Genomic DNA, 16302 nt, shown 5'->3' with positions numbered 1-16302 from the left:
CGCCCTACCGAAAATAATGATCTATGCGGCGGACGAATTATTCGGTAGTTTGATTTTGTTCGCAAAAATTCCAATAACAACCGAGGCGGGTATGACGCGTAAAGACGGGCTGCTGGCATTGCTGGTGGTGGTGGTATGGGGGCTGAATTTCGTGGTGATCAAGGTGGGGCTGCATAATATGCCGCCGCTGATGCTCGCCGGACTGCGCTTTTTGCTGGTGGCTTTCCCGGCGCTGCTCTTCGTCGCGCGGCCAAAAATTCCGCTGAGCCTGCTGCTGGGCTACGGCCTGACGATTAGCTTCGGTCAGTTTGCGTTTTTGTTCTGCGCGATTAGCCTCGGCATGCCTGCCGGACTGGCATCGCTGGTGCTGCAGGCGCAGGCCTTTTTCACCATCATTCTCGGGGCGTTTATTTTCGGCGAACGTTTACAGGGGAAACAGCTGGCGGGGATCGCGCTGGCGATTTTCGGCGTACTGGTGCTGGTCGAAGCCAGCCTCGGCGGCCAGCATGTCCCGCTGGTGGGCTTTATGCTGACGCTGGCCGCGGCGCTGAGCTGGGCCTGCGGCAATATCTTCAACAAGAAAATTATGTCGCATGCGAGCCGGCCGCCGATTATGTCTTTGGTGGTATGGAGCGCGCTGATCCCGGTGCTGCCGTTTATGCTGGCGTCGTGGATCCTCGACGGCCCGCAGGTCATGGCGGAAAGCCTGCTGCATATCGACCTGCTGACGATCCTGTCGCTGCTCTATCTGGCGTTTATTGCCACCATCGTCGGCTATGGTATTTGGGGGGCGCTGCTCGGCCGCTATGAAACCTGGCGCGTGGCGCCGCTGTCGCTGCTGGTGCCGGTGGTCGGGATGGCCAGCGCGGCCTTATTGCTCGGCGAGACGCTGAATAGCCTGCAGCTGCTGGGCGCGGTACTGATTATGGCCGGGCTGTATATCAACGTATTTGGCCTGCGGATCGTGCGTCCGGGCATGGCGCGAGGGTAAAAAAAAGCCCCGGTCACGGGGCTAAAGGGATTTTACAGGCTTTGCTGGTTGTAATAGGGCACGCCAAGTTCATCTGATTTATCACTGCCAGAGGCCATGTGATTGAAATCAAAAGGCGAATCATTATGTTCGGAAGGAATAATCATCGCATCCCGGTTGTTGTGGCGAACCGGGGTGCTGGTTTGCTCCGCATAACTTTGGCTCGAGACCAGCGCCAATAGCACGATGGCGGCGGAAGCGAATAGTTTCATGATTTCCTCAATACGTCTTTTTGCAGGCGGTTAACAACAGTTATTTAATGGGAGCAGGTAGCGCGACTCGCCCGGCACGTTGGTAATACGATACTGGTGCGGCGGAACATCGAAATAGTTCTTAAAAGTTCGCGTCAGCGTTTGCTGCGATTCAAAACCATAGCGTTCGGCCAGGTATAAGATAGGCTCGTTGCTCTGCTTCAGCTTCTGCGCGATCTCGGTCAGCTTACGGCTGCGGATATACTGTCCCAGCGAGTGACCGGTCTCTTTCTTGAACATTCTTTGCAGGTGCCACTTGGAGTAACCTGAGCGCTCTGAAACCTTCTCCAGCGACAGGGGCGATTCCAGGTTATCCTCGATCCACGACAAAATACTATGGATAGTGATGGCGTCGTTATTGCGTCTGGACATCATCTTACCTCTTCTTATTACGACAGAACTTTTTTGAGTAAACACTCAAGAGTGGCCACTTCATCCGTCGACAGATTTTTTGTTAGTTCCTGGTGCAATTTCTGACCCACAACCTGATGACATTGCTCACAAAGGGCTGCGCCGTCTGGCGTTAACTGTACCAGCACGCCACGCTTGTCAGTCGGGTTGGGTAACCGTTCAATCCAGCCTTTACAGACCAGGCGGTCGAGCATGCGCGTCATTGCGCCTGGGTCGACCGAAAGCACGGTTTTCAGCTCAACGGGGGTAATACACACTTCGCAACGAATGGAACAGAGCACCCGGAACTGGGTGGAAGTAATATCCATCGGCGAGAGATAGTCGTTGAGCAGGCGATCTTTTTTCTGGTTAACCATCTGGATCAAGCGGCCAAGAGGGATCATTTCGTTAAACAGGTCGCTTGTACTTTTCACAATGGTTGCCCAGGCAATGACTTAGTTGCGGGAGATATTATTGCCTAGGCAAATATAAGTCAACCTGATGAATTACCCGATGCCACGATTTGCTAAAACGAATTGTTGTGAGGCAGGTCACTCTATTTCACGTTGTTATCTTATGATTTGAAGGAAGGGTGAATGCGTCCTGAGGAGAACGGGTACAATCTGGCAACAGACGATATACTCAGCACGCGTCATTTTTTTGATAATCCAATATTGACAGGACCTTAATTCACTATGATGGATCTTTTTAAAGCGATAGGCCTGGGACTGGTAGTGATTCTACCGCTGGCGAACCCGCTGACTACCGTGGCGCTGTTCCTTGGCCTGGCCGGGAATATGAATAACGCCGAGCGTAACCGTCAGTCGCTGATGGCCTCGGTTTATGTGTTCGCCATCCTGATGGTCGCCTGGTATGCCGGCCAGGTGGTGATGAACACCTTCGGAATATCGATTCCCGGTCTGCGTATTGCCGGCGGCCTGATCGTCGCCTTTATCGGCTTCCGCATGCTCTTTCCCCAGCAAAAAGCCCATGACTCGATGGAAGCTAAGCTGAAATCGGAAGAGCTCGAGGATGAACCGACGGCGAATATCGCCTTCGTTCCGCTGGCGATGCCAAGCACCGCAGGGCCGGGGACAATCGCGATGATTATCAGCTCAGCGTCTACGGTAAAGCACGGGGCGAGCTTCCCGGACTGGGTTGTTCTGGTCGCGCCGCCGATTATTTTTGCCCTGGTCGGGATTATCCTGTGGGGCTGTCTCCGCAGCTCCGGGGCAATCATGCGTCTGGTCGGGAAGGGCGGCATTGAGGCGATTTCCCGCCTGATGGGCTTCCTGCTGGTCTGTATGGGCGTGCAGTTTATTATTAACGGCGTGCTGGAGATTATTTCCACTTATCACGCCTGACGGTCATCGCCGTCCTGATACCAGACGTAAAAAAACCTGCCGATCTCACGACCGGCAGTTTTTTTAGCAGCACGATCAGGAGTGATGCGGCTGCTGATCTTCCAGCGACACCGGCCAGCGGCGGAAAATCATCACCGCCCACACTAACGCGACGACCGCAGGGATCGCCCCGACATAGCCAATGGACGCCATTGACAGATGGGTACTGACCTGGCTGCCCACCAGCGCGCCCGCGCCGATGCCGATATTAAAGATCCCCGAAAATAACGACATCGCCACGTCGGTCGCGTCCGGCGCCAGCGCCAGCACTTTGACCTGCATACCGAGACCGATAATCATGATCGCCACGCCCCAGAAGACGCTCAGCAGCATCAGGTGGTTGGCGTTGTGCGAGGCGGGCAGCAGCAGCAGCAGGCACGCCAGCAGCAGGCCAATCGCCGCGTTAATTAACCCGGACGCATGCAGGTTGCCGAGCTTACCAAAGAGGATGCTGCCGACGATGCCCGCGCCGCCCAGGGTCAACAGCAGCACGGTAGCGAAGTTGCCGCTCAGGCCGGCGACCGTCTGAACAAACGGTTCAATGTAGCTGTAGGCGGTATAGTGCGCGGTCACCACAATCACCGTCAGCAAATAGATGCTCAGCAGCGCAGGGCGACGGAACAGCACCGGCAGGCTTTTCAGCGACCCTGAGTGCTCGCTCGGCAGCTTAGGCAGCAGCTTGATCAGGCAAACCATGGTAACCAGCGCCCCGAGGCCGATGACCAGGAACGTGGTGCGCCAGCCAAAGTATTGCCCGACGATACGGCCAATCGGGATACCGAAGACCATTGCCAGCGCGGTACCGGTGGCAATCAGGCTCAGCGCCTGGGCGCGTTTACCCGCAGGCGCCATTCGTATAGCCAGCGCCGAGGTGATTGACCAGAACACCGCGTGGGCAAAGGCGATACCGATACGGCTGATCACCAGCACGTTGAAGTTCCAGGCCAGGAACGACAGCACGTGGCTGGCGATAAACAGGATAAACAGGCCAACCAGCAGGCGACGGCGCTCCATCTTGCTGGTCAGCAGCATAAAGGGCAGCGACATCAGGGCGACAACCCAGGCGTAGATCGTCAGCATAATCCCAACCTGCGCCGTTTCCATGCCAAAGCTGTCGGCGATATCCGACAGCAGGCCCACGGGCGCAAATTCGGTGGTATTAAAGATAAATGCCGCAATCGCAAGCGTGACTACGCGCAGCCACGCGACCTTGCGTGAAACCGTATTTGTCATCATAAGTTCAGGGCTGGTTACAAAGAGGAAAGAAGTGGGACGATCTTAAAACGATTGCTGCTGAAAATACAATCATTTTGTGATCTACATCTCATTTTCGCTTCAGCCAGATTTTCGGCACTAACGGATTAATTTTTCTATTAAACGTGTGGATTTCTCACGTTTATGTCATGTTATCGATAAGTAAAAAAAATAGAGGGACAGAACAATGCAGGAAATTAGCTTTTATCTGGTGGATGCCTTCAGCGATCGGAGCTTTGGCGGCAACGCGGCGGCCGTTTGCCCGCTGACCGAATGGCTGCCGGACGAAACGCTGTTGAAAATGGCGCAGCAGCACAATCAGTCGGAGACCGCGTTTTTTGTGCGTACGGATGAGGGGTTTGAGCTGCGTTGGTTTACCACGCTGGATGAGATCAACCTCTGCGGCCACGCGACCCTGGCGGCCTCGCACGTCATTTTTGAATATTTTGACCACCCCTCATCGACAATCGTATTTAGTACCCGCTTTGTCGGCGAGCTTCGCGTCACGCGCAGCGGCGACTGGCTGACCCTGGATTTCCCGGCCTGGGCGACGACCGCCGTTGAGCAGCCGCCTGCGGAGCTGCTGGCCGGGCTGGGGCTGAGCGACGCGGTGGAAGTCCGCGTGGCGCGTGATTACCTGGTGGTTTTAGCCGACCGCCAGCAGGTGGAGGCGGTGCGTCCGGATATGCAGCTGCTTGAGCGCCTCGGCAAAATGATCTGTATCAGCGCCCCGGACGAAGAGTATGACTTTGTCAGCCGTTTCTTCTGTCCGGGCGAGGCGGTGGCGGAAGACCCGGTCACCGGCTCGGCGCACAGTATGCTGATTCCCTACTGGGGCGAGAAGCTCGGCAAAACGGACATGCAGGCGCGGCAGGTGTCGGCCCGCGGCGGCGACCTGCGCTGCCAGTGGCGGGGCGACCGGGTTCTGATCGGCGGTCAGGCGACCACCTACTTAATCGGCACGATTACGCTTCGTTAAGGAGGGACGGTGACGGAAATTCCTTTTTATCTGGTGGCGGCGTTCAGCGACCAGCCTTTCGCCGGCAACCCGGCTGCGGTATGCCTGCTTAAAAAGTGGCTGCCGGATGAGCTGCTGCTCAAAATGGCGCAGCAGCACAACCAGTCGGAAACCGCGTTTGTGGTACCTGAGAGCGATGGTTTTGCGCTGCGCTGGTTTACCACCCGCAATGAGGTCAATCTCTGCGGCCACGCCACGCTTGCCAGCGCGCACGTGATATTTCATCACCTGGATTATCCTGACGCGGTCATTCACTTCGCGACCGCTTCCGGTCGGCTGACCGTGAGCCGCGAGGGCGACTGGCTGACCCTGGACTTCCCGGCGGGAGAAACGGAAGAGCGCGAGCCGCCCGCGGAGATGCTCTCCGCGCTGGGGATTGAGCGCTACCTGCATGCCCGCAAGGGGCGCGCATGGCTTATCGAACTGGCCTCCCGTGAGCAGGTCGAAGCCCTGCGGCCGAATATTGCTGCGATGACGCCCGGCGAACATAAAGTGACCGTGACCGCCGCGGGCAGCGGGGAATATGACTTCGTTAGCCGCTTTTTCTCACCCGGTGAAGCGGTGTGGGAAGATCCGGTAACCGGTTCGGCGCATACTATGCTGATCCCCTACTGGAGCGCAAAGCGGGGTAAAACTCAGCTGCTGGCGCGTCAGGTTTCCGCGCGCGGCGGCGATATGCGCTGCGAACTGAAAGGAAAACGCGTATTGATGAGCGGCCAGGCGGTGACCTATTTAAATGGCGTCATCACGCTACGCTAGCTCGCCCTTCATCATAAAACGGGATCGGCAACAGACCCGCCGATCCCGAATCCGAGTGGGTTACCCGGCAAACTTATCCTGCGCGCTATTCCTGCGTAACCTGCAGGAAAAATAGGCCATCACGGTAGACGGGCGATATTGGCTTTAATCACTTCGATAGAGTGGCGGAATTTCTCCGCTTCATCATCGGCCAGCTGCAGCTCAATAATCTGCTGCACGCCGCTTTGCGTCAGCACCGCGGGAACGCCAGCCGCCGCGCCGGTTACGCCATATTCCCCGTCAAGAATGCACGACACCGCCAGCGCGCGATGGCTGCCGGTGAAAATATTGCGGCAGATTTCGGCGATGGTTCCGGCGACGCCGTACTCCGTGCAGCCTTTGCCGGCGTAAATCTCAAACCCCAGCTTGCGCACCTTTTCGGCAATCAGCTCCCGGTCGAGAGCCTGGCCGGTATGTTTTTGGTAAACATCGGCGATGGCGGAGCCGTAAACCGCCGAGTGTGACCACACCGGAAACTGGGTATCGCCATGCTCGCCAAGAATAAAGGCGTCGATGCTTTGCGCGCCGATATCCAGCGCCTGGGCCAGTACCCGGCGTAAGCGCGTCGTGTCCAGCCAGACGCCGGTACCCAGCACCTGGCCGCGCGGCAGGCCCGAAAGCTGCCACACCTGCCAGGTGATGATGTCGCAGGGGTTGGTGGCAACCAAAAAGATGCCGTTGAAGCCGCCGCGCATCATCTGCGGGACGATGCTTTTGACGATTTTTGCCGTGTTGGTCAGTTCGTCCAGCCGGGTTTGACCCGGCTTGAGCGCGCCGCCGGAAACGGTGATGACCGCGATATCGACATCGGCGCAGTCGCTGGCTTCCCGGGTGGAAATGGTCATCATGCCCGGCATGTAGGCGGCCGCGTCGCTCAGGTCCTGAGCGTGCGCTTCGGCGCGAGAGGTATTGAGATCGACAAGGATCAGCTCCTCGCAAATATTCTGGTTTAACAGGGCGTAGGCCGCTGATGCGCCGACGTTTCCGGCCCCGATAATCATCACCTTGCGCGCTTTGGTATTCATCGTATTTTCCTGATAAAAGAGGTTATGTCGCAAAATTACTGCCTCTCACCGGGGGAGCGCAAGTCGGGTCAGAAGCTATAAGTTAATGCTATGGCGGCTCCGCGGACGCCCCGCGCTACAGTACGCTCAAAAAAGGAGCTTCTTTATGTACACTATCGCCGCGACCCCGCTAAACCACCCGGATCTGACCGCCTTAATTGCCGAGCTGGACGCATACCAGCAGACGCTCTACCCGGCGGAAAGCAATCATCTTATCGACCTGAGCGCGTTACCGGCGGCGTCGGTCATCGCGCTCATTATCCGCGATGGGCAGCACCGGGCCGTCGGCTGTGGGGCCATCGTGCTCGGCGAAGAGGGGATTGGCGAGATGAAAAGGGTGTTTATTCACCCGGCCCATCGCGGCCAGCAGCTGGGGGAAAAACTGCTGGCGGCGCTGGAGAAAGAGGCGATAAATCGCGAATGCCATACCGTACGCCTTGAAACGGGCATCCATCAGCACGCCGCCGTCGCGTTATACACGCGCAATGGCTACCAGACCCGCAGCGCCTTTGCGCCGTATCAGCCGGATCCGTTAAGCATTTTTATGGAGAAGCTGCTGCTTGTCGATCTTCGTTCAGCAGCGCTATAAACGCCTCGAGCTGGCGAGTTTTCGCCCCGCGCCGCCAGACCAGCCAGGTTGTCAGCCAGCGCCACTCTTCGGCCAGCGGCCAGGCGGATACCTGCTGATGGCCCGGCATACTCTCCAGCATGCTGCGCGGCATCAGCGCCAGTCCGGCGCCGGCAATGACGCAGGCCAGCATCCCGTGGTAGGACTCCATCTCATGGATCCGCCCCGGGGTGGCGCGATCGGCGTGGAACCAGCTCTCAAAATGACGGCGATAGGAGCAGTTGGCGCGAAACGCGTAGACGCTGGCGCCGTTCACTTCGCTGGCGCGGGCAATGGGCGGGTGGCCAAAGGGCGCGACGATCATCATCTCTTCCGGGAACACCGGTAACCCTTCCAGCCCCGGGTGCACCAGCGGACCGTCAACGAACGCCGCGCTCAGATTTCCCTCAAGTACGCCGTCGATCATGGTGCCGGAAGGACCGGTGGAGAGGGCCAGGTGAATCTTGGGATAGCGCTGATTAAAGTGCGCCAGAGTAGGGGAAATGCGCACGGCGGCGGTACTCTCCAGCGAGCCGAGCGAAAACAGCCCCTGAGGTTCATCTCCGGCGACCACCATCCTCGCTTCATCAACAAGGGCGAGGATCTGCTGGCTATAGCGTAAAAAGCTGTGCCCGGCGGGGGATAACCGCAGCCGCTGATTTTCGCGAATAAACAGTTCGACGCCGAGATCCGCCTCCAGCTGGCGGATGCGTGTGGTCAGGTTTGACGGCACGCGATGCACCTTCTGCGCGGCCTGGGTAATGCTGCCGGTGCTGGCGACGGCGTTGAACATCTCAAGCTGGGTCAGATCCATATTGTTCTTCTTTTGTGAATGGGTTGCTTAATATTATTCATTTTTAATGAAAGGAAGGGTAAGACAGTATAAGGTCACTTCGCAATCAACACAGAGAGAAAAACGATGAATTTATCTGCTACTCATGCGATTTCCGTGAGTCCGACCACCGGTGAAACTTTGTCGTCTGTGCCCTGGGCCAGCGAACAGCAGGTCGATGCGGCCATTGCCCTTGCGGAACAGGGGTATCGTCAGTGGCGCAACGTCAGCGTGGCGGAGCGCGCTGCGACGCTGCGTAACGTCGGTAGCGCGATGCGCGCCCGTGGCGAAGCGCTGGCGCAAATGATTAGCCGCGAAATGGGTAAACCGATTGCCCAGGCGCGCGGCGAAGTGGCTAAATCCGCCAATCTTTGTGACTGGTATGCTGAACACGGCCCGGCGATGCTCAATACCGAGGCGACGCTGGTTGAAGACAATAAAGCGGTGATTGAGTACCGCCCGATGGGGGCTATCCTCGCTGTCATGCCGTGGAACTTCCCGGTGTGGCAGGTGCTGCGCGGCGCGGTGCCCATTCTGCTGGCGGGCAACAGCTATCTGCTTAAGCATGCGCCAAACGTGCTGGGCAGCGCGGCGATGATCGGCGAAATTTTTGCCGCTGCGGGCGTGCCGGACGGCGTCTTTGGCTGGGTGAACGCCACCAACGATGGCGTTTCGCAAATGATTAACGATCCGCGCATCGCCGCGGTAACCGTCACCGGCAGCGTGCGCGCCGGGAAGGCCATTGGCGCACAGGCCGGCGCGGCGTTGAAAAAATGCGTGCTGGAGCTGGGCGGCTCCGATCCCTTTATCGTGCTTAAAGATGCCGACCTTGACGAGGCGGTGAAAGCGGCGGTGATAGGTCGCTACCAGAATACCGGTCAGGTCTGCGCCGCGGCGAAGCGTTTTATCGTCGAAGCGGGCATCGCCGAGGCCTTTACGCAGAAATTTGTCGCCGCCGCTGCCGCGCTGAAAATGGGCGACCCGCGCGATGAGCAGAACTATATTGGGCCGATGGCGCGGTTCGATCTGCGCGATGAGCTGCACGAGCAGGTGCGCGCGACCTTAAAAGAGGGGGCGACCCTGCTGCTGGGGGCGGAAAAAATCGAAGGCGCCGGCAACTACTACGCGCCGACGGTGCTCGGAAACGTTACCGCGGAGATGACCGGTTTCCGCGAGGAGCTGTTTGGCCCGGTGGCGACGATTACCGAAGCCCGCGATGCCGATCACGCGCTGGCGCTGGCTAATGATAGCGAATTTGGCCTTTCAGCAACAGTTTACACCACCAGTGAAGCGCAGGCCCAGCGTTTTGCCGATGAGCTGGAGTGCGGCGGAGTGTTTATCAACGGCTACTGTGCCAGCGATGCCCGCGTGGCGTTCGGCGGCGTGAAGAAAAGCGGATTTGGCCGCGAGCTCTCCCATTTTGGTCTGCATGAATTCTGCAACGTGCAGACCGTCTGGAGAGATCGCCGCTAGCCTGCGGAAAAATCCCCGGGTTGCGGCTAACGCCTTTCCCGGGCTACCGATTCGTGCGATTTGCGGGTTTGGTAGCCCGGGCAGGCGCCCCGCTGACGAGCGAACCATCCCCCTGGCGACGCGAGGGCGAGAAAGAGGCTGTTTCTTCGCGTCCCGTGCGCCTATAATTACCGCCCGAATTTTGTTGTTGGCAAGGAGCCGCGCGTGGCGACGGTAATGAATAACGCAATGCTCGATGCCATTTTGGCTGAAGTCAGGCCGCTAATTGGTCGCGGTAAAGTGGCGGACTATATTCCGGCGCTGGCCAGCGTCAGCGGCGATAAGCTCGGCGTGGCTATCTGTACGGTCGACGGTCAGCACTACAGCGCCGGCGACGCGCACGAGCGCTTCTCTATCCAATCTATCTCGAAAGTCCTGAGCCTGGTGGTCGCGATGAACCACTATCAGGAAGAGGAGATCTGGCAGCGGGTGGGTAAAGATCCCTCCGGCCAGCCTTTCAACTCGCTGTTGCAGCTGGAAATTGAACAAGGCAAACCGCGCAACCCGTTTATTAATGCCGGGGCGCTGGTGGTCTGCGATATGCTGCAAAGTCGTCTCAGCGCGCCTCGTCAGCGGATGCTGGAAATCGTGCGTCGTCTGAGCGGTGTGGGCGATATCGCCTATGACCCGGTGGTTGCCCGTTCGGAGTTCGACCACTCGGCGCGCAATGCCGCGATAGCCTGGCTGATGAAATCCTTCGGTAATTTCCATAACGATGTCGCCACGGTGCTGCAAAACTATTTCCACTACTGTTCGCTGGAGATGAGCTGCGTAGAGCTGGCGCGCACCTTTCTGTTTCTTGCCGACCGAGGTATCGCTCCGCACCTTGAGACGCCGGTTATCGCCCCCATTCAGTCGCGGCAGGTCAACGCGCTGATGATGACCAGCGGCATGTATCAGAACGCCGGTGAATTTGCGTGGCGCGTCGGTTTACCGGCGAAATCCGGCGTCGGCGGCGGGATTGTGGCCATCGTTCCGCAGGAGATGGCGATTGCGGTCTGGAGCCCGGAGCTCGATGACGCCGGGAACTCGCTGGCCGGGATCGCTTTACTGGAAAAACTCACTCAAAAACTGGGGAGGTCGGTATTCTGATGGTGCCCATAGAAAACCTGTTTGCCCGCCTGCAGCGCTCCACTTTTCGCTCCCGTTTTCGCCTCGGCGTGAAAGAACGGCAGTATTGTTATGATAAGGGCGCGGAGGTTATCGACCAGCACACGGCGGACTTTATCGCCAGTCGGCTGGCCCCTGCGCAAATTCCTAACGACGGTAAGCAGACCCCGATGCGCGGACATCCGGTGTTTATCGCCCAGCATGCCACCGCGACCTGCTGTCGCGGCTGTCTGGAAAAGTGGCACGCGATCCCGCGGGGGCGCGGCCTCAGCGACGAAGAGCAGCGCTACGTGGTGCAGGTGATTCACCACTGGCTGGTGATCCAGATGAATTCGCCGGACCGCAGCAGACTGTAATTCATCGGGCGGCGGTATATGCCTGATAATTATTCTCATGATATGATGAACCGCTTACTAATTATTAACATAATAATTGCCTGAAACAATTAGACGGATAATCATGAATGTCTCCACTGTCGATTCGGTCATTCACGCTGTTTCGTGAGGAACAGCCCGTGCGTGATGCGCTGGTGTTGTTCACTTTAACGCTACTACTGCATTTCTTTGGCGCGATGCTGCGTCTGGTACAAGAATTGTCGTTCTTCTGGCCGCTGAACGCGGTAATGGCGGGGATTTTTGCGCGTTATATCTGGCTAAATCGCAGCTATTTTTACGCCGTTTGTTTTGCCGCCATGCTGGTATATGACGGTTTAACATCTCGTTGGGGAATGGGGGTCGCCTCCTTTCTGATCAACTTCTCCAATATCGTTTTTATCGTCACCCTGGCGCAGCTCATTTTGTGGGATAAGCGCCGGGCTGATTCGATGCCGGGACCGATAAATGCGCTAAGCCTGTTTTGCTACTGTCTGCTGGCGGCGCTGCTCTGCGCGGCGGTCGGGGCGCTGGGTTCGGTAGATGTGGAACGCGCCACGTTTATTCCCCAACTGGCGGACTGGTTTAGCGAACAGTTTTCGACTGCCGTGCTTATCCTGCCGTTCATTTTAACCCTCACGCTCCCTTCGGCGTTCGGGCGTTTTCGCCTGCGTCAGCTGTTGCCGGCGATTGCGCTGGTGCTGTCGATTGTGCTCGGCGTGGCGGTGGGCGGGGCCGGGAGCATAACCTTCCCGTTACCGGCGCTGATTTGGTGCGCGATTCGCTATCCGCTGCCGTTAACCTGCCTGTTGACCTTTATTACCGGGATTAGCGAAATTCTGCTGGTGGCGAACTCGCTTATCCATCTCTCCCCCGATACCCGGATGCAGCCGTGGCAGCTGTTCTCAACGCGCCTGGGGATTGCTGCGATGCTGATCAGCCCCATCATCGTCGCTTCCAGCGTTGAGGCGATTAATAACCTGGTCAAACAGCTGGCCCTGCGCGCTGATTTCGACTTCCAGACCCGGGTCTATTCTCGCTCCGGGCTAAGCGAAGCGTTGAAACGTCAGCCGATCGCGGAAAACGAGCTGCTCACCGTGATGGTGCTCGACATCGACGGCTTCAAGCAGGTTAACGATCGCTGGGGCCACGAGTGCGGCGATTGTATGCTGGCCCAGTTTGCGCAGCAGGTGCGGCAGCTGGTGGGTGAAGAGGGCATGGTGGCGCGTATTGGTGGGGAAGAGTTTGCCGTCGCGGCGCTGACCTCATCCGCGCGAGACGGAGTGCTGCTGGCGGAAAAAATTCGCCAGGGCATCGAGTCGCAAACCTTCACCTGGGGGCAAAATAGGATCCAGCTGACCATCAGCATGGGGCTGGAGAGCCGGGCGCCGGGTTCAGCCAGAGTAACGGATCTGTTCAACCAGCTGCTCATGGTCGCCGATGATTCTATGATTCGGGCAAAAAAAGCCGGACGCAATCGTATTTTTACGCAAGAAATGGTCTGAATCGTACATAAGAAAAGACGATGGTAATTCCGCTTGTGTTAAATATAAGTTAAAAACATAGTGATGTGGTCAATTTCAAGGAGTTACCTATGACCACATCCTTTTCTCTGCGCACGCTGTCGCGTGACGATATTCTTGAACACCTTCCTGAATTAACCGACATCCTCGTCAGCTGCGTCAACGGCGGGGCCTCGGTGAGCTTTATGCTGCCTTTTTCCCCGGAAACCGCGACGGCGTTCTGGCTGCGAATGGCGCAGAGCGTCGCCGCCGGTGAGCGCATTGTTCTCGCCGCAGCGGATGCGCAGCAGCGGCTTGTTGGTACGGTACAGCTGATTACCGACCAGCCGGAAAACCAGCCGCACCGCGCCGATGTCGCCAAACTTCTGGTTCACCAAAATGCGCGGCGTCAGGGGCTGGCGAATGCGCTCATGTCCCGGCTGGAAGCCATCGCGCGCGAGCAGGGTAAGAGCGTTCTGGTGCTGGATACGGCGACGGGCAGCGGAGCAGAAAACTTTTATGTACAGTGTGGTTGGGAAAAAGCCGGGGAAATTCCACGCTATGCGCTGATGCCCGACGGCGAGCTGACGGCAACATCGCTGTTCTATAAATTTCTGTCATAAATTTTATATTGCATACAGCTTTGATCAAAACAGGGTTTCACTTGCGTAAAAACCTGATAACTTATTGGACCAATTACTCAGGTTGTATGACTACTCTATGAGGGAACCCTTGTGAAAACACTAAACCGTCGCGATTTCCCGGGCGCGCAGTACCCTGAACGTATCATTCAGTTTGGCGAAGGTAACTTCCTGCGCGCGTTTATCGACTGGCAGATCGATCTGCTGAACGAGCATACCGACCTGAATGCCGGGGTGGTGATCGTGCGTCCGATTGAGAGCTCATTCCCGCCGTCGCTCAGCACCCAGGATGGCCTCTACACCACGATTATTCGTGGCCTGAACGAGAAAGGGGAAGCGGTCAGCGATGCGCGTCTGATTCGCTCGGTAAACCGCGAAATCAGCGCCTATGCGGATTACGATGAACTGCTGCGGCTGGCGCACAACCCGGATATGCGGTTTGTGTTTTCCAATACCACCGAAGCGGGTATTAGCTACCACGCGGGGGACCGCTTCGAGGATGCGCCTGCGGTGAGCTATCCGGCAAAACTGACCCGCCTGCTGTTTGAACGCTACAGCCATTTCTCCGGCGCGGCGGATAAAGGCTGGGTCATCGTTCCCTGCGAGCTGATTGATTATAACGGTGAAGCGCTGCGGGAACTGGTACTGCGCTATGCGCAGGAGTGGGCGCTGCCGGAAGCGTTTGTGGCATGGCTGGATGAAGCCAACGCTTTTTGCTCCACCCTGGTAGACCGTATTGTGACCGGCTATCCGCGCGATGAAGCCGCGCAGATTGAAGAGCAGCTGGGGTATAAAGACGGTTTCCTCGATACCGCCGAACATTTCTACCTGTTTGTCATTCAGGGGCCGAAATCCCTGGCCGCCGAGCTGCGCCTCGATAAGCTACCGCTTAATGTGCTGATTGTTGACGATATTAAACCGTACAAAGAGCGTAAAGTGGCCATTCTTAACGGCGCGCACACCGCGCTGGTGCCGGTCGCCTTCCAGGCAGGCCTGGATACGGTGGGCGAAGCGATGAACGATGCGGAAATCTGCTCATTCGTCGAGAAGGCGATTTATCAGGAGATTATTCCGGTTCTCGATCTGCCGCGCGATGAGCTGGCGTCCTTCGCCAGCGCGGTAACCGGTCGTTTCCGTAACCCGTACATCAAGCATCAGCTGCTGTCTATCGCGCTAAACGGCATGACTAAATATCGTACCCGCATTCTGCCGCAGCTGCTGGCGGGCCAGAAGAAAGAGGGGGCTCTCCCGACGCGCCTGACCTTTGCGCTGGCGGCGCTGATCGCCTTTTATCGCGGCGAGCGTAACGGTGAGAACTATCCGGTTCAGGATGATGCCGAATGGATGGAGAGCTATAAGGCGCTATGGGCCCAGCATCGGGATGCGCAAATCACTACCGGTGAGCTGGTAAAAGCCGTACTGTCCGTTGAATCCCACTGGGAGCAGGACCTGACGAAAGTGCCGGGTCTGGTCGATCGGGTCACGCAGGATCTGGATGCTATTCTGCGCGACGGCATGCGCGCCGCCGTTAAGCCATTATGCTGATACTCTGAAGCCCGCTGACGGACGACCTGAATAGCGTCGATCGTGTCGGCCGGGTAAGGCGTAAGCCGCCGCCCGGTACTCATCCGGGCACATTGCTAAAGCGATGGAGCATTAATCTCAACCCGGCAGCTGCCGGGTTAGTTTGGCATTCGCATTAGTTACAACATACTTCTGTGTTTTTTTATAAACGCAGGTCTGAAAGATTGTGCCCATTTCGTCCGGCAGTGGAAACAGGGGTAATTAAGAGAAAAAGATGAATTGTGCCCCCGGCGGTTGAACTAATTATCTGACTGGAAAATAATGGCTTATCCAAACGAGGGATGAGACCCATGGTCATTGAAATTCGTGAAGTGAGCCAGCAGGACAAAGCGCAGTGGCTACAGCTATGGGAAGGCTATACCCGTTTCTACGGTAGCCCGCAGCCGTCCGACGTCACGGAATATACCTGGCAGCGGATGCTTGTTTCCGCTTCTCCCATGCTGGGCCGGGTTGCCCTGGCGGATGGCAACGTCGCTGGATTTGCGATTTGTGTCCTTCACGAAGGTACCTGGGTAAAGACGCCTGTTTGCTATCTGGAAGATCTGTTTGTTGCCCCGCCGATGCGCGGAAAAGGCATCGCCAGGGCGTTGATGCAGGCGCTGCAAGCGGAAGGGAAAGAGAAAGGGTGGTCGCGGCTGTACTGGCACACTCGTACTGATAATCCGGCCCGGCGTCTGTATGATGAGTTTACGCCCGCCGATGACTATGTTCGTTACCGCGTGACGCTCTGAAAATCTGAGATTAAGAAGTTATTAAGATTTCCCCTGTAAAACAGGGGAAACGACTCAGGAGTAACAAAATGGAAAAACGCATAGAGACGGTTGTGAACCTCATCATGTTTCTTTCGCTGCTGGCCACCGCATGGGATCTCTCTCTGGTCCATCATCTGTCCTGGTAAACCTGGCCTACGGCGCCTGCTTCCTGCGCCGTAGCGT

General features: G+C 57.3%; 18 protein-coding genes. 12 read left to right on the top strand and 6 right to left on the bottom strand.

Annotation, left to right across the window (positions count from 1 at the left end; all coding sequences use genetic code 11):
* The first annotated feature begins 91 nt into the window (after positions 1 to 91).
* Positions 92 to 991: an O-acetylserine/cysteine exporter gene (gene eamA / locus FQK12_RS06175; RefSeq protein ID WP_014229493.1), complete on the top strand. Its 900-nt coding sequence runs from the start codon at positions 92 to 94 to the stop codon at positions 989 to 991.
* Between the two features lie 32 nt (positions 992 to 1023).
* Here eamA and marB read toward each other — a convergent pair whose 3' ends face one another.
* From marB to marR, 3 genes are read right to left on the bottom strand one after another with little or no spacing between them, the layout of a single operon-like run.
* The gene (gene marB / locus FQK12_RS06170; RefSeq protein ID WP_004851184.1) at positions 1024 to 1242 is read right to left on the bottom strand and encodes a multiple antibiotic resistance protein MarB; all 219 of its coding nucleotides are present in this window, start codon (positions 1240 to 1242) and stop codon (positions 1024 to 1026) included.
* 30 nt (positions 1243 to 1272) lie between these two features.
* A complete protein-coding gene (marA, locus tag FQK12_RS06165) occupies positions 1273 to 1653 on the bottom strand; it encodes an MDR efflux pump AcrAB transcriptional activator MarA (protein ID WP_004102351.1) in 381 nt (126 codons plus the stop codon).
* A 17-nt stretch (positions 1654 to 1670) separates the two neighbouring features.
* Positions 1671 to 2105: a multiple antibiotic resistance transcriptional regulator MarR gene (gene marR / locus FQK12_RS06160; protein ID WP_004102349.1), complete on the bottom strand. Its 435-nt coding sequence runs from the start codon at positions 2103 to 2105 to the stop codon at positions 1671 to 1673.
* A gap of 261 nt (positions 2106 to 2366) precedes the next feature.
* Between marR and FQK12_RS06155 the strand changes: the two genes are divergently transcribed.
* Positions 2367 to 3035: a MarC family NAAT transporter gene (locus FQK12_RS06155; RefSeq protein ID WP_004119839.1), complete on the top strand. Its 669-nt coding sequence runs from the start codon at positions 2367 to 2369 to the stop codon at positions 3033 to 3035.
* Positions 3036 to 3110: 75 nt separating this feature from the next.
* Here the strand turns inward: FQK12_RS06155 and FQK12_RS06150 are convergent, their stop codons facing one another.
* Entirely contained in the window at positions 3111 to 4310 is a 1200-nt protein-coding gene (locus FQK12_RS06150; protein WP_025105754.1) for a sugar transporter, read from the bottom strand.
* 205 nt (positions 4311 to 4515) lie between these two features.
* On the opposite strand from FQK12_RS06150, the gene FQK12_RS06145 reads away from it, so the two are divergent.
* Positions 4516 to 5307 carry a PhzF family phenazine biosynthesis protein gene (locus FQK12_RS06145; RefSeq protein ID WP_014229491.1) on the top strand — a complete coding sequence of 264 codons (792 nt, stop codon included), beginning with the start codon at positions 4516 to 4518 and terminating at the stop codon, positions 5305 to 5307.
* A 9-nt stretch (positions 5308 to 5316) separates the two neighbouring features.
* The gene (locus tag FQK12_RS06140; protein WP_014229490.1) at positions 5317 to 6105 is read left to right on the top strand and encodes a PhzF family phenazine biosynthesis protein; all 789 of its coding nucleotides are present in this window, start codon (positions 5317 to 5319) and stop codon (positions 6103 to 6105) included.
* A gap of 119 nt (positions 6106 to 6224) precedes the next feature.
* Here the strand turns inward: FQK12_RS06140 and FQK12_RS06135 are convergent, their stop codons facing one another.
* A complete protein-coding gene (locus FQK12_RS06135; protein ID WP_014229489.1) occupies positions 6225 to 7169 on the bottom strand; it encodes an L-lactate dehydrogenase in 945 nt (314 codons plus the stop codon).
* Between the two features lie 145 nt (positions 7170 to 7314).
* Between FQK12_RS06135 and FQK12_RS06130 the strand changes: the two genes are divergently transcribed.
* Positions 7315 to 7797 carry a GNAT family N-acetyltransferase gene (locus tag FQK12_RS06130; RefSeq protein WP_014229488.1) on the top strand — a complete coding sequence of 161 codons (483 nt, stop codon included), beginning with the start codon at positions 7315 to 7317 and terminating at the stop codon, positions 7795 to 7797.
* Here the strand turns inward: FQK12_RS06130 and ptrR are convergent.
* The gene (ptrR, locus tag FQK12_RS06125) at positions 7751 to 8629 is read right to left on the bottom strand and encodes a putrescine utilization regulator PtrR (protein ID WP_004851166.1); all 879 of its coding nucleotides are present in this window, start codon (positions 8627 to 8629) and stop codon (positions 7751 to 7753) included. The genes FQK12_RS06130 and ptrR overlap by 47 nt on opposite strands.
* A 105-nt stretch (positions 8630 to 8734) precedes the next feature.
* Here ptrR and sad point away from each other — a divergent pair, with 105 nt between their 5' ends.
* The 7 genes from sad to FQK12_RS06090 all read left to right on the top strand — a co-directional run bounded on the left by sad (position 8735) and on the right by FQK12_RS06090 (position 16098).
* The gene (sad, locus tag FQK12_RS06120; RefSeq protein WP_014229487.1) at positions 8735 to 10120 is read left to right on the top strand and encodes a succinate-semialdehyde dehydrogenase; all 1386 of its coding nucleotides are present in this window, start codon (positions 8735 to 8737) and stop codon (positions 10118 to 10120) included.
* A gap of 204 nt (positions 10121 to 10324) precedes the next feature.
* Positions 10325 to 11251 carry a glutaminase B gene (gene glsB / locus FQK12_RS06115; protein ID WP_014229486.1) on the top strand — a complete coding sequence of 309 codons (927 nt, stop codon included), beginning with the start codon at positions 10325 to 10327 and terminating at the stop codon, positions 11249 to 11251.
* Complete coding sequence (locus FQK12_RS06110) at positions 11251 to 11625, top strand: DUF4186 domain-containing protein (protein WP_014229485.1); 375 nt, start codon at positions 11251 to 11253, stop codon at positions 11623 to 11625. Before glsB ends, FQK12_RS06110 begins: the two co-directional genes overlap by 1 nt.
* Before the next feature lie 107 nt (positions 11626 to 11732).
* Positions 11733 to 13145 carry a GGDEF domain-containing protein gene (locus tag FQK12_RS06105; protein ID WP_014229484.1) on the top strand — a complete coding sequence of 471 codons (1413 nt, stop codon included), beginning with the start codon at positions 11733 to 11735 and terminating at the stop codon, positions 13143 to 13145.
* A gap of 89 nt (positions 13146 to 13234) precedes the next feature.
* The gene (locus tag FQK12_RS06100) at positions 13235 to 13765 is read left to right on the top strand and encodes a GNAT family N-acetyltransferase (protein WP_004851153.1); all 531 of its coding nucleotides are present in this window, start codon (positions 13235 to 13237) and stop codon (positions 13763 to 13765) included.
* A gap of 111 nt (positions 13766 to 13876) precedes the next feature.
* Entirely contained in the window at positions 13877 to 15328 is a 1452-nt protein-coding gene (locus FQK12_RS06095) for a tagaturonate reductase (protein WP_014229483.1), read from the top strand.
* Positions 15329 to 15657: 329 nt separating this feature from the next.
* Positions 15658 to 16098, top strand: coding sequence for a GNAT family N-acetyltransferase (locus tag FQK12_RS06090; RefSeq protein ID WP_014229482.1), 441 nt, complete (start codon positions 15658 to 15660; stop codon positions 16096 to 16098).
* The last annotated feature ends 204 nt before the right edge of the window (positions 16099 to 16302 follow it).

The organism is Klebsiella sp. ME-303 (genome assembly GCF_007910085.1).
Taxonomy (GTDB): domain Bacteria; phylum Pseudomonadota; class Gammaproteobacteria; order Enterobacterales; family Enterobacteriaceae; genus Klebsiella; species Klebsiella michiganensis.
The sequence above is the reverse complement of the archived record's forward strand: the minus strand, read 5'-3'. Positions and strand labels throughout refer to the sequence as shown.